General features: G+C 71.7%; 8 protein-coding genes (1 of these 8 only partly in view). 2 read left to right on the top strand and 6 right to left on the bottom strand.

Annotation, left to right across the window (positions count from 1 at the left end):
* Positions 1-84: 84 nt before the first annotated feature.
* The 4 genes from Q9R33_RS08860 to Q9R33_RS08845 are packed head-to-tail and all read right to left on the bottom strand — an operon-like array spanning position 85 to position 3,913.
* Positions 85-1,485 (bottom strand): transcriptional regulator, encoded by a 1,401-nt coding sequence (locus tag Q9R33_RS08860; protein WP_310244197.1) that lies wholly within the window; start codon positions 1,483-1,485, stop codon positions 85-87.
* A gap of 54 nt (positions 1,486-1,539) precedes the next feature.
* Positions 1,540-1,917, bottom strand: a complete 378-nt coding sequence (locus tag Q9R33_RS08855) for a group 1 truncated hemoglobin (protein WP_310286816.1) — start codon at positions 1,915-1,917, stop codon at positions 1,540-1,542.
* Positions 1,918-1,960: 43 nt separating this feature from the next.
* The gene (locus Q9R33_RS08850; RefSeq protein WP_311293513.1) at positions 1,961-2,698 is read right to left on the bottom strand and encodes a DivIVA domain-containing protein; all 738 of its coding nucleotides are present in this window, start codon (positions 2,696-2,698) and stop codon (positions 1,961-1,963) included.
* Positions 2,699-2,710: 12 nt separating this feature from the next.
* The gene (locus Q9R33_RS08845) at positions 2,711-3,913 is read right to left on the bottom strand and encodes a globin domain-containing protein (RefSeq protein ID WP_311293512.1); all 1,203 of its coding nucleotides are present in this window, start codon (positions 3,911-3,913) and stop codon (positions 2,711-2,713) included.
* Positions 3,914-4,063: 150 nt separating this feature from the next.
* On the opposite strand from Q9R33_RS08845, the gene Q9R33_RS08840 reads away from it, so the two are divergent.
* Together Q9R33_RS08840 and Q9R33_RS08835 are read left to right on the top strand one after the other, a co-directional pair.
* On the top strand, positions 4,064-4,513 hold the full coding sequence (locus Q9R33_RS08840) for a helix-turn-helix domain-containing protein (RefSeq protein WP_311293511.1): 450 nt from the start codon (positions 4,064-4,066) through the stop codon (positions 4,511-4,513).
* 26 nt (positions 4,514-4,539) lie between these two features.
* Positions 4,540-5,100, top strand: a complete 561-nt coding sequence (locus Q9R33_RS08835) for a hypothetical protein (protein ID WP_311293510.1) — start codon at positions 4,540-4,542, stop codon at positions 5,098-5,100.
* 43 nt (positions 5,101-5,143) lie between these two features.
* Here the strand turns inward: Q9R33_RS08835 and Q9R33_RS08830 are convergent, their stop codons facing one another.
* Together Q9R33_RS08830 and Q9R33_RS08825 are read right to left on the bottom strand one after the other, a co-directional pair.
* Positions 5,144-6,571: a CCA tRNA nucleotidyltransferase gene (locus Q9R33_RS08830; RefSeq protein WP_311293509.1), complete on the bottom strand. Its 1,428-nt coding sequence runs from the start codon at positions 6,569-6,571 to the stop codon at positions 5,144-5,146.
* Positions 6,572-6,617: 46 nt separating this feature from the next.
* Positions 6,618-12,299: the 3' end of a Calx-beta domain-containing protein gene (locus Q9R33_RS08825; protein WP_311293508.1), read on the bottom strand. The gene runs 22,242 nt beyond the window's last position; only the last 5,682 of its 27,924 coding nucleotides appear in the window; the start codon falls outside the window, past its right edge; it ends in the stop codon at positions 6,618-6,620.

Genomic DNA, 12,299 nt, shown 5'->3' with positions numbered 1-12,299 from the left:
TCCGGGGCGTTCCGTCTCTGCGTCTCGACTCGCGAGCTCGCTCAACGACCGCGTTCCTCGCTCGCTCGACCAGCGGGAGGAGGGTCAGTCGTCCGCTTCGAGCCTCTCGATCCTCGCGACGAGGCCGGCGCGGCGCGGCGAGCGGGCGGGCAGCATCGACAGGCACAGCCGGAGCAGCTCGACGTCGTCGGCGGCGGCATCCGTCTCGGCGAAGGCGAGGAGGACGTCGACGGATGCCTCGGCCATGAGCGCTTCGCGCAGCGCGACCCGGACGGTGTCGCGGAACTCCTCCACCCCGGGCGCGACCGAGTCGGGCAGCACATCACCGCGGTAGGCGGCCAGTGCGACGCGGTGCGCGCCCCGGTCGAGGAGCGACAGCACCTGGTGCGCATCGGTCTCGACCTCGACGCCGAGCCGGTACGGCCGGGACTCGGGCACGAGCGCGGGGGCGGCTGTCGTCAGCGCCTTTCTGAGGCGCACCATCTCGGCGCGGAGGGTGACGGTCCCCGCTCCTCCTCCGCGCGGCGCTGGCGCGCCGCGCGGAGCCTCTCGGTGCGGGGGCCCAGCCGTGTCCCCCGCCGATTCGCCGTACACGAGGTCGCCGAGCCGCTCGGCAGACAGGCCCTGGCGGTGCACCGCGAGCATGAGCAGCAGCTCGGCGTGGCGCGGACCGAGCTCCGACACGGTCTCGAAGCCCTCGCCCGTCACCTCGAGCTGGGCACGGTCGCGGCCCAGCACCCGCAGCGTCGCGCGCGTCGGCTCCACCCGCCGGGCGGGCGCACGACGCGCGGGTCGCGGCGGCTCGGCGCGGGCTCGGAGGCGCGCCACGAGGAGTTCTCCCTCGATCGCCCGGGCCGTGGCATCCACCAGCAGCTGCGCCTGCGGGGTGACGGCCTCGAGGCCGCCGGTCACGTCGATCACCCCGAGGATGCGCCGCGTCTCAGGATCGTGCACGGGCGCAGCGCTGCACGACCACGGCTGCACGAGCCGGTTGAAGTGCTCGGCACCGGTGATCTGCACGGACCGGTCGAGCGTGATCGCGGTGCCGGGGGCGGCGGTGCCGACCGCGTCCTCCGACCAGTTCGCGCCCTCGACGAAACCCATGTCACCGGTGAGACGCCGCACGTTGCGGTCGCCCTCCACCCACAGCAGGCGCCCGGCGGCGTCGCCCACCGCGACGACGACCCCGGATTCGGATGCCTCGCCCGGGAGCAGCAGACCGCGCACCATGTCGATCACCGCGGCGAGCGGGTGGGCGCGCCGGTACGCCTCGAGCTCCTCGGCCGTCAGGTCGAGGGGCGGCAGCGCTTCGGCACCGACGAGGCTGTCGAGCGAGCGGCGCCACGAGTCGCGCACCAGCAGCCGGACGTCGCGCAATCGCTCATCTGCGGCGTTGCCCGCCACGAGCTCCTCGTGGGCGCGCTCGATCAGCAGACGGGAGGTCTCGGGCGACACCTCGCGGCGCTGCGACCAGGATGATGACACGGCGGCTCCGATCGACGTCGGTGGAGCGTGCCTCCAGTGTAGGTGCGGGCGGTGCTACGCCGCCGCGGTGGTGACCTTCGCGCGCAGCGGCATGAGCGCGCCGGCCACCTGGTCGATCGCGTCGGCGTCCACGCCCGCTTCGGCGAGCGCCGCCGCCGCGTGGCCGATGACGCGGTCGAAGTCGGCGTCGGAGATGCCGCGACCCGCGTGGGCGACGCCGAGGTCCTTGCCCTTGTACCCGTCCGGGCCGCCGGCCGCGGCGGCGAGGAAGAGCGCCATGTGGCGCTTCTGCTCGATCATGCGGGTGTGCTCGAAGAAGGGGGCCAGCGTCTCGTCGGCCATGATGCGGCTGTAGAGGCCGTCGACCACCGCAGCGATGCCCGCGCCTTCGCCGAGGCGCTGGTACAGGGTCGCTTCGCTCGTGTCAGTCATGCGGATGCTCCGATCGTGAGGGGGATGTCGTCGTGCGGGTCGTTCAGTATTCGACGTCGATGCGCCGCCGGCGGCCCTCGTCCGAGGGGTTCGCAGGAGCGGGGAGGGGCGCAGCCGTCGTCGGCGTCGTCGGCGTCGTCGGCGTCGTCGGCGTCGTTCGCGCAGGGGTGGCGCCGAGGCGTCCGAGTTCCCGTTCGATCGACTCCAGCAGCGAGTGCACCTGCGCGCTGGCCATGCGGGCGAACTGGCGGGCGCGCACCACGTCCTCCGGCGAAGCAGGCCCCGCGACCTCGAGGTCGTCGGTCGCGAACGCGAGCGCGGGCGACCGGTCCGCGGGTCCCGGCTGCGAGGCGGATGCGGGGGCGGGGGCGCCTGCCACGGGGACGCCGGACGGGGCCGCCGCGACCTGAGCCGGGTGCGCCGCCGCTTCCTTCTCGATCGCGTGGGCGACCTGCTGCGCCCGCTCGACGATCTCGCGGTACTGCTTGCGCGCGGTCTCGATGAGGTCGCGGGCGTAGGACTCGGCCTCGGCGACGGCGTCGTCGGCGATGCGCTGCGCGCTGCTGAGCAGCAGCACGGCGCGGCTCGAGATCTCGCCCTCGTCCGCGCTCACGCCGCTGGCGGTCAGCGCGGCGTTCTCGCGCCAGGCGACCTCGAGGGCGTCGGCCGCGGCGGTCAGCAGCGCGTCGACCTCGCCGCGGGAGTAGCCGTGGCGCTCGTCCGAGAACGACGCGGCGCGCAGCGTCTCCGGTGTGGTGGATACGGATTGGATCGCGGTCATTTCGCCTTCGCTCTACTGGACTCCCAGCGAGACGGCGGGGCGGACGAGCTCCGGGGAGTCTGCTCGTCCGGCGGCGGCGCTGGGTTGCTGGGTGAACGGGTCTTCGTACTTCTCGCTGCGGATGCGGTGCTCGTCGAGGCCTGTGCGGCGCAGGGCCGCGATGGTGTGGTCGACCATGCGCGGCGATCCGCACACCATCGCCAGACGCTCATCCCACGGGCCGTCTGCGGCCGCGAGGTCGCCGATCAGGCCACGGCGCCCGGGGAACGACGGGTCGTCCGACACGCCGTACTCGACATCGAGCCATGCCGCGTCGGCGTACCGCTCGAGTTCGGGCTTCGCGTAGAAACCCCACGGGTGCCGCACGCCCTGGTAGAGCGCGACGCGCGGGCCGTTCCCGCGGGCCGCGTGGCGCGCGGCGACCTGGTCGATCACGGCGAGCAGCGGCGCAAGACCGGTGCCGCCGGCGACGAGGAGGAGGTCCGGCCACTCGCTGTCGAAGGGGAGGGTGAGCAGCTCGCCGATCGGCGGGCCGAGGCGCACGCGATCGCCCGCCTTCACGTCGCGCAGCAGCGCACCGCTGACCTGTCCGCCGGCGACGAGCTGGACGTGGAAGGTGATCGTGCCGTCGGCGCGGGGGGCATGGGTCGGCGACAGGTAGCGCCACTGCCGGGGCCGCTGCGGGATCTCGACGGCCAGCGACTGGCCGGCCTGGTAGCGGTACCGGTCGTCGGGGCGGATCGTCACGGTGCCGACGTCCATTCCCCGTCGCTGCGTCGCCACGACCTCCGCGGCCCACGTCGCGGGCTGCGACTCGACGGCTTCTGCGGCGGTGATCATGGTGGTGGCGATCAGCCCGTAGGCCTCGGCCCACTCGGCCGCGAGTTCGGCCGTCCACGCGTCGCCGAGGAAGTGCTTCAGCGTCGCGAGCAGCGACGCGCCGACGGCGGGATAGTGCCCGGCGATCGTGCCGAACTTGCGGTGATCGCGGCCGAGATCCTCGATGTAGGGCACGACGTCGCCGACCCGGTCGACGTTGCTCACCATGTGGCCCAGCGCCTTGACGAGGCGATCGCGCTGCGCCGCCATCGCGACGGGGAACAGGTCGCGCGTCTCGGGGTGGGCGAGGAAGAGGTGCGCGTAGAAGTACCCGGGGACCGCGTCCCCGTGAGCGGCGACCTGGCTCCAGGTCCGCTTGAGCGCTACCGCATCCACGTGTGTCCTGTCCCCTCGTCGGCGATTCGGTCTCGGGCGACGCTAGCGCGTTGCAGATGTAACTGCAAAGCAACCACGTGCAACTGCAACCGGATAGCATTGCCCTGTACAGCGCTCAGGGGTGGTGCGCGATACAGGTCGGGGGGCCGGATGAGCGTGTTGTTGTCGAACGGGACAGTCTTCATCGAAGACGGCCTGCGCGAACAGGCAGCCGAGCTCCTGCGCCGCGTCCCCGACCTCGGCACCGTCGGGTTCACCGTCGCCGCGGAGGACGTCGCCCACACCGCGGTTCCCGCTGATCTGGGGTCGTTCCTGGCCCACGTCCTCAAGGGATTGGCACGCGGCCGCGTGTCGGTGGCCACGCTCCCCGACGAGCTGACCACCACCGTCGCGGCGGAGCTCGTGGGCGTGTCCCGGCCCACCTTGATGAAGCTGGTGCGGGCGGGCGAGCTCGCCTCCCACCAGGTGGGAACCCACACGCGGCTGCGCACCGCCGACGTCCTCGCGCTGCGGCGGACACGCGCCCGCGCGCGGCGCGACGCCCTCGACGCCCTGCGCGAGCTCGACGACGAGCTCGGAGCCGGATTCGGAGCCGATTGACAACCCTCGCTGGGTAGTCTGACCGGGTGCTGCACCGTGTCTTCGTCGACAGCGACGTCCTCGCCGCGCGCACCCCGTACGAATGGCTCGCGCTGCTGCGCCACCAGACCGGGTCGTTCCAGCTCCATTCGTCCGCGGGTGTCGTGACGGACTCCGTCCGCCTGTGGTCGAGGCGGCAGCCGACGCGGCGCGCGGCCTCACGGCGACGTCTCGAGCTTCTCGCCACCAGCCTCGACGAGATGATCGGGTCGGTCGGCGCCGACATCGACCTCGACGATGCCGTCGAGCCCCACCGCGCCGCGGCCGACGCCGCGACCGGCGGCGCCCACGTGCTGGTCTCGAGCCACCCTCACGGGATCGCTGCAGAGGATCCGCCGCCCTTCGACGTCTACAGCCCCGACGAGTTCCTCTGCCTCCTCGACGACACCGCGGGTGCGGACGTGAGGCGCGTGACCTCCGAGCAGCACGCACGCGCACGCCGAACGCGAGAGGGCCGCCCGGAGCCGATCACGGAGGCGCTCACCGCCGCCGGATGCCCCGCCTTCGCCGAGCGGGTCGGGGTGCATCTGCACGCGCTCTCTCGGTGATCCACGCGAGGTGGCGGAGCGGAGGATCCGTCGCTGAAGGGGATCAGGCGCGCGCGGCCCACCACTCCCGCAGGCGCCGCTCTGCCTCGTCCTCGCCGACCACGCCCTCGTCGAGGCGGAGGTCGAGGAGGAATTTGTACGCCTCGCCCACCTCGCGGCCGGGCTTCAGGCCCAGCACCTCCTGGATGCGGTTGCCGTCGAGCTCGGGGCGCATCGCATCGAGCTGCTCCTGGGCCGCGAGCTCGGCGATGCGGCGCTCGATGTCGTCGTACGCGCGCGCGAGGCGCGTGGCCTTCTTGACGTTGCGGGTCGTGACGTCGGCGCGCGTGAGGATATGCAGGCGATCGAGCTCGGCATCGGCGTCGCGGACGTACCGGCGCACCGCCGAGTCGGTCCAGGCACCCTCGGAGTACCCGAAGAAGCGCAGGTGCAGCTCGATGAGCCGGCTCACGGTCGCGATGGTCGCCGAGTCGAAGCGCAGCTCCTGCAGGCGTTTGCGGGCCAGCCGCGCGCCCTTGAGGTCGTGGTGGTAGAACGTGACGCCGCCGCCCGGCTCGAGGCGTCGGGTCGCCGGCTTGCCGATGTCGTGCAGCAGCGACGCGAGACGGAGCGCGACGTCGGGTGCAGCATCCGGATTCCGGCTCTTCTCGAGCTGGATCGCCTGCCGCAGCACCGTGAGGGAGTGCTCGTAGACGTCCTTGTGGTGGTGGTGCTCATCGACCTCGAGCTGCAGCGCGGGGATCTCGGGCAGGAACTCGGCCATGAGTCCCGTATCGACGAGCAGGCGGATGCCTCGCACGGGGTCGTCGGTCGCGAGCAGCTTCACGAGCTCGCCCTGGGTGCGCTCGGGGCTCACGATCTCGAGCGTCGCGCGGAGCTCTTGCATCGCGGCCTCGGTGGCGGGGTCCACGGCGAAGCCGAGCTGAGACGCGAAGCGGGCGGCGCGCAGCATCCGGAGCGAATCGTCGCCGAAGCTCACCGCCGGGTCGGCCGGGGTGCGGAGCACGCCGCGGACGAGGTCTTCGACACCGCCGGTGGGATCGACCAGCGTCTGCCCGGGTATGCGCAGCGCCATCGCGTTCACCGTGAAGTCCCGGCGCACGAGGTCGCCCTCGATGGTGTCGCCGAACTCGACGGTGGGCTTGCGGGTCACGCCGTCGTAGCTGTCGGCGCGGTACGTCGTGATCTCGACCTGCTCGCCGTGCACGCGGGCGCCGATCGTGCCGAACGCGCGGCCGATGTCCCACCGCGCGGACGAGATCGGCTTGACGATCCTGAGGATGTCGTCGGGGCGCGCGTTCGTCGTGAAGTCGAGGTCGTTCGTCGGGCGGCCGAGCAGCGCGTCGCGCACCGGGCCGCCCACGATCGCGAGGTCGAACCCGGCGTCGGAGAACGCGCGGGCGAGCGTGGAGACGACGGGGGACTCGGCGAGCGCGCCGAGGCGCGCGATGCCCTCGGCCATGTTGAGCATGACATCGAGCCTATCCGCGCGGACGGGACCCACCGAGACGGGCGGGTCAGTCGTCGTCCACGATCGTGATCACCCCGGTGCCGTCGGCGATGGTCGCACCGGCGCTCACTGTGCTCAGCCCGACGACGATCGTCTCGTCGGCCTCATCGGCCTTGTCTGCCACGATCGTGAGCGAGAACGTGCCCGACGTCTGCCCGGCCTTGATCGTGAGGGTGACCGTGGTCGCCCCCTTGTAGTCGGTGCCGCTGGTCGCGGTGCCCCCGATCACCGAGACGGTCACGGTGATGTCGACGGTGGATGCTGCGGACAGCGTGATCCTGAGGCTCGCGGTGGTGCCGGATCCCTTGCTGCCCTCGGTGACCGACGTGTCGGAGATGGTCAGGGCGGGAAGGGTCGCCGGCGCCGCGGGCTCCACCGGGTCGGCCAGCCGCGTCCCGGTGCCCACGCCGTGCTGGTCGAGATCGGAGCCGTAGTTGTTGTAGCGGTCGAGCTCGGTGGCGAGGGCGTTGATCTGGGCGCTGCTGCCGCCGGCGAGCACGGCGTTCACGCGGGCGATGACCTGGGCCGTCGTGTACGGATAGGGGATCTCGGGGTGCGCCGACGACAGCAGGGCCGACACCGCGTGGCGCAGCAGGGCGGTGACGCCACCACCGCCCGCGCCCAGCGCCTGCAGCAGCGTCTGCGACGCGTATGCGCCGGTGGCCGCTGTGAACACGCTGCCGACGGTCTGGTCGGGGCGGTACAGCAGCGAGCCGTCGGGCAGGCGGGGCCACGCGATCGCGCCCCAGTTGGTCGCGTTCGTCTTCCAGAAGCCGGGCGTGTGGCCTTCGGCGCCGCCCGCGGCCACGGCGCGGTATGCGGCGGCGTCGCTGTCGGTCGCGGTCTGCCCGGTGACGGCGTCGGTGCCGGTCGCGGTCGCGGTGTTCGTGTAGTCGACGGTGCGGACTGTGCTGCTGTAGCTGTACAGCCAGATCTCGTCGGGGTCGAGCAGCCCGTTGCCGTTGGTGTCGCCCGACACGTACGCGGGGGTGAAGTCGTCGGTGGTGTTGCCCGGCGTGCCGTTGTCGTCGACGAGGCTCACCGAGATCGGCGTGTTCCCGGTGTTGCGCACCAGGTACGTCCACACGATGGCATTGCCCGCGAGCAGCTGCGGGCCGCTCGTGTCGGCGTCTTCGAGGCCGTTCGGGTGCCACGGGTCGACCGCGTTGATCGCCTTCTCGACGTCGATCCCGACGACGGCGCCGTAGACGTGCGCCGGGTCGTCGTCGGTGAAGACGCGGCCGAACCGGTCGGTGCCGGAGACGGTAGCGACGTTGCGGAACGCGCCGGCGCTCGCGATCGTCGTCCAGCGGTAGAGCCAGACCTCACCCGTCTCGAGGATGCCGTTGCCGTTCACGTCGCCGCTCACGAGCGTCAGCGTCACGTCGTCGGCGGTGTCGGCCGTGCCGCGATCGTCGACCAGCACGATGCCCCTCAGGGGCAGCGAACCGTCGATGAGGCGCACCTCGAACGTCCACTCGATCGTCGAGCCGGGGATCACGCGCACGGCCGCTGCGGCGGTGTCGGCATCCTGTCCGTCGGCGCGCTTGACGACCACGACCCCTGTCGGCGGGACGACCACTCCGACATGGTGCGCGTCATCGGTGTCGCGGCCCGTGATCGCCGTTCCCGGGACGGTGCCCACGACCGTCGCGACGTTGACGTACGCGCCCTCCGTCACGGAGCCGGCCGCCCGGTAGAGCCACAGCTCGCCGGGGTCGACCAGCCCGTTGCCGTTCGCATCGCCCGACACGTACGCGGGGGTGAAGTCGTCCGCGGGGTTCGCAGGCGTCCCGTTGTCGTCGATCACGGTGACGGCGAGCGCGATGTTGCCGAGGTTCCGCACCTCGTACGTCCACGTCACGGGGCCGCCGACCGGAAGCTCGATGCCCGGTGCGGTCGCAGCATCCTGTCCGTTCACGTACTTCACGATCTCGGGAAGCGTGATCGCGCCGAAATGGTAGGCCGCGTCGCGTGCCGAGGCCGGGGCATTCGCCTCGTCGTAGGCGGTCACTGTCGCGGTGTTGCCGTAGAGCCCCGCGATCGCCGCGAAGACCCGGACGCCCAGCGACGTGAAGAGCCACACCTCACCGGGATCGAGCAGACCGTTGCCGTTGGCGTCGCCCGAGACGTACACCGCGGTGAAGTCGTCGCTGGCGTCGTCGGGGCTGCCGTTGTCGTCGACGACGGTGACGCCGTGGAGGCTGGACGTCGTGAGGCTGCGGACCAGGTACGTCCACACGACGGCGGTGCCGACGCCGATGGGCTTGGCGAGGGCCGCCGCGTCGGCGTCGTCCTGGGCGGTCGGCGCGAGCGGGGATGCCGCGTTCACGGCCTTGTCGATCGAGACCAGGCCCACCGGGATGCCGACGTAGTTCGCGATGTCGGTGGCGTCGAGGCTGACCCCGCCGGCGGCGCCCCGGACGGTCGCGGTGTTCGTGTACTGGCCGAGGACCGCGGTACGGATCGCGCGGAACAGCCACAGTTCGCCGACGTCGAGGATGCCGTTGCCGTTGGTGTCGCCCGAGACGAACACGGGCGTGAAGTCGTCGTTCGGGTTGCCGGGCGTGCCGTTGTCGTCGCGGAGCGTGACACTCGACACCGGGCCGCCGACGGCCGACACGAGGTACGTGAACACGACCTGCGAACCCACGATCAGTGTGGGCCCGGTCGCGAGGTCGGCGTCCTCGGCCGAGGTCGGGTGGAGCGGGTCGACGGCGTTGACCGCCTTCTCGACGAACAGCTCGGTGCCTTCCACAGGCACCCCGACGTAGTTCGCGGCGTCGGTGGCCACCAGCGGCGCGTCGCCGGCGGCGCCGCGCGCGGTCGCGATGTTCGTGTACTGGCCGAGGATCGCCGCGCGGACGGCCCGGAAGTACCAGATCTCGCCGGGATCGAGGATGCCGTCGCCATTCGTGTCTCCCGACACGTACACAGGTGTGAAGTCGTCACTCGGATCGAACGGCGTGCCGTTGTCGTCGCGCAGCGTGAGCGTCGAGACGGGACCGCCGACGGCGGTGACGAGGTAGGTGAAGACCACCTGCGACCCGACCGCCACGCGCGGACCCGTCGGCGAGTCGGCGTCCTCGGCGAGCGTCGGGTGCAGCGGATCCACCGCGTTCACGGCCTTCTCCACGAACAGCACCGTCTCGTCGACCGGGATGCCGAAGTAGTTGGCCGCGTCGGTGCCCACCAGTGCGCGCCCGGCGCCGGTGCCGCGCACCGTCGCGATGTTCATGTACTGACCGAGGATCGCGGCGCGCATGGCGCGGAAGATCCAGATCTCGCCGAGGTCCAGGGAGCCGTTCTGGTTGGTGTCGCCTGAGACATAGGTCGGGGCGAAGTCGTCGTTCGGGTTGCCCGGTGTGCCGTTGTCGTCGATCAGCGTGACGCCCGAGACCGAGCCGTTCAGGGAGGTCACGAGGTAGGTGAAGACCACCTGCGAGCCGGCGGTGACGAGGGGGCCGGTCGCGGTGTCGGCGTCCTCGGCGGGGGTCGGGTGCAGCGGGTCTACGGCGTTCACGGCCTTCTCGACGAAGAGGAGCACGTCGTCGGGGCCCGAGATGCCGATGTACACGGCGGGGTCGCTGTCGCGCCGGGCCTGGCCGTTCGCGCTGACGCCCTCCGCCGTCACCACGTTCATGTACCGGCCGGCGCGCGCGATGCCAGTCGCGCTGAAGCGCCAGATCTCACCGGGGTCGACGAGCCCGTTGCCGTTCGTGTCGCCGCCGAGGTACACGGGCGCGAAGTCGTCGCTCGGATCGGCGGGCGTGCCGGCGTCGTCGAGGAGCCGGGTGAGGCGGATCGAGATCGTGCCCGCGACGGTGACCTCGTACGTCCAGACCACGGTGGACCCGACGGGGACCGTCGGACCCGACTCGTTCGCATCCTGCCCGTTCACGTACTTCACGACGCGGAGGATCGTCTGCGGGTCGCACGGGCAGTGCAGGTTCTGGCCACCCACATCGTCGCGCCCGGTGCCGCCGATGTTGCCCGGCTGCGGGTCGCGGGGGCCGCCGTGCTGGTCGTTCCACAGCTGGCCGTCGCTCGGCTCGACGAGCGCCTCCTCGTCGAACGGCTCGCCCGAAGGGACGCCCGGGCCCTCGTCGGAGCCGCCGGCGACCGACAGGGCGCGGATGAAGTCGCGGATGTGCGGGCTGAAGCCACGGTTGACGGTCGGCGAGCCGAACGGGCTGAACGGGACGAGGTAGCTGTTGAACTCGCCGCCCCAGTCGAACATGCGGTCCTGCGCGGTGTTGGCGATGAGCACGTCGCGCCCGGCGCCGCCGAAGGCGAAGTCGCCGTCGCGGAAGCGCGGGTCGTCGTTCTCGGGGTCGGTGTTCGCGCCGCCGGCGGTCTCGAGGTTGTCGTCGAGCTGGAGGAGGTCGTCGCCGAAGCCGCCGAACAGCCAGTCGCAATTCGTGCCGCCGACGAGCCAGTCGTGCCACAGGTCGCCGTAGATGCGGTCGCGGCCGTCGTCGCTCTTGACCTTCATGCCGTCGATGTCGATCGGCAGCCCCGTCGCCTCGTCGAGCACGTACGCGTCGAAGTTCAGGAGGAACCCGGGGATGATCGACCGCGGGTCGTCGGCGTCGTAGTCGGCGAACATCGTCGTGTCGGCGTTGTAGTGCAGCGGGTCGGTGTCGACCGTCGGAAGCTCGGTCGCCAGGCGCGTGAGCGCCCCGATCCGCAGGTCGCGGTTGTAGAACTCCTGCATCGCCTCGGCGCCGGACATGGAGTCGCTGCCTTCGCCGCCGTGCATGAAGTCGTCGCCGAGGCCGCCGTAGAGCACGTCGTGGTTGACCGCACCGTCGACCCAGGTGGCGAAGTCGGCGCGCTTGAGCAGCTCCCCGAGGATGTAGATCTCGGCGCCCGTGAACGGACCGGGGATCGACACGAACTGGGCCGCGTCGGCGATGTTCAGGTTGTTGAGCGGCTCGGTGAGCCCGTTGCGGCTGGTCTGCAGCTTGCCGTCGTCGCCCATGATGCCGTCGACGCCGGTGCCGCCGTAGATGCGGTCGTTGCCCCAGCCGCCGTAGATGTCGTCATCCTGGCCTTCGCCGAAGAGCACGTCGTCGCCGAGCTGGCCGTGGATCGTGTCGTCGCCGTCCTCGCCGTGCACCACGTCGGCCGCGCCGATGCCTGCGCCCGACCCCTGTGTGTAGTCGAGGAAGATGTACGCCCGCGGCAGCAGGCGCACGGCCCCGGCGTAGGTGTCGTAGGTGAAGGTGAGGAACGCGGTGCCGGGCGTGTACGGGTCGGCGTCCGCCGCGGTGGCCACCATCCGCACGAGGCGGTGGATGTTGCCGTTGTCGCCCAGGATCACGTCGCTGTCCGCGGCGTGGCCGCCCTCTTCGAGGTCGCCGTAGTTGTTGCGGACGAGACGGATGCCGGCACCGCCGAAGATCGTGTCGGCGCCGTCCGGCCGGCGCGCGGCCGTCGTGAGACTGAAGAGCTCGGAGCTGCCGCCGATGAGGTCGTCGCGGCCGAGGCCGCCGAAGAGGACGTCGTTCCCACCGTTGCCCTCGATGTAGTCGTCGCCGTCGCGGCCGGGTCCCGCCCAGTCCTCGGCCGACTGGCGCGTGGTGCGCACATCGACGGTGATCGCGCCGGTGTCGTCGATCGCCGAGCCGTCGCCCTGGATCCAGTCGTCGCCGAGCTGGCCGAAGATGAGGTCGTCCTCGGCGCC

Source organism: Microbacterium sp. PRC9 (assembly GCF_031844125.1).
Classification (GTDB): Bacteria; Actinomycetota; Actinomycetes; order Actinomycetales; family Microbacteriaceae; genus Microbacterium.
The sequence above is the reverse complement of the archived record's forward strand: the minus strand, read 5'-3'. Positions and strand labels throughout refer to the sequence as shown.

Excerpts from the sequence above, each read along its gene's own strand:
- Q9R33_RS08855 (WP_310286816.1), bottom strand. The coding sequence starts at position 1,917 with ATGACTGACACGAGCGAAGCGACCCTGTACCAGCGCCTCGGCGAAGGC.
- Q9R33_RS08850 (WP_311293513.1), bottom strand. The coding sequence starts at position 2,698 with ATGACCGCGATCCAATCCGTATCCACCACACCGGAGACGCTGCGCGCC.
- Q9R33_RS08830 (WP_311293509.1), bottom strand. The coding sequence starts at position 6,571 with ATGCTCAACATGGCCGAGGGCATCGCGCGCCTCGGCGCGCTCGCCGAG.
- Q9R33_RS08840 (WP_311293511.1), top strand. The coding sequence starts at position 4,064 with ATGAGCGTGTTGTTGTCGAACGGGACAGTCTTCATCGAAGACGGCCTG.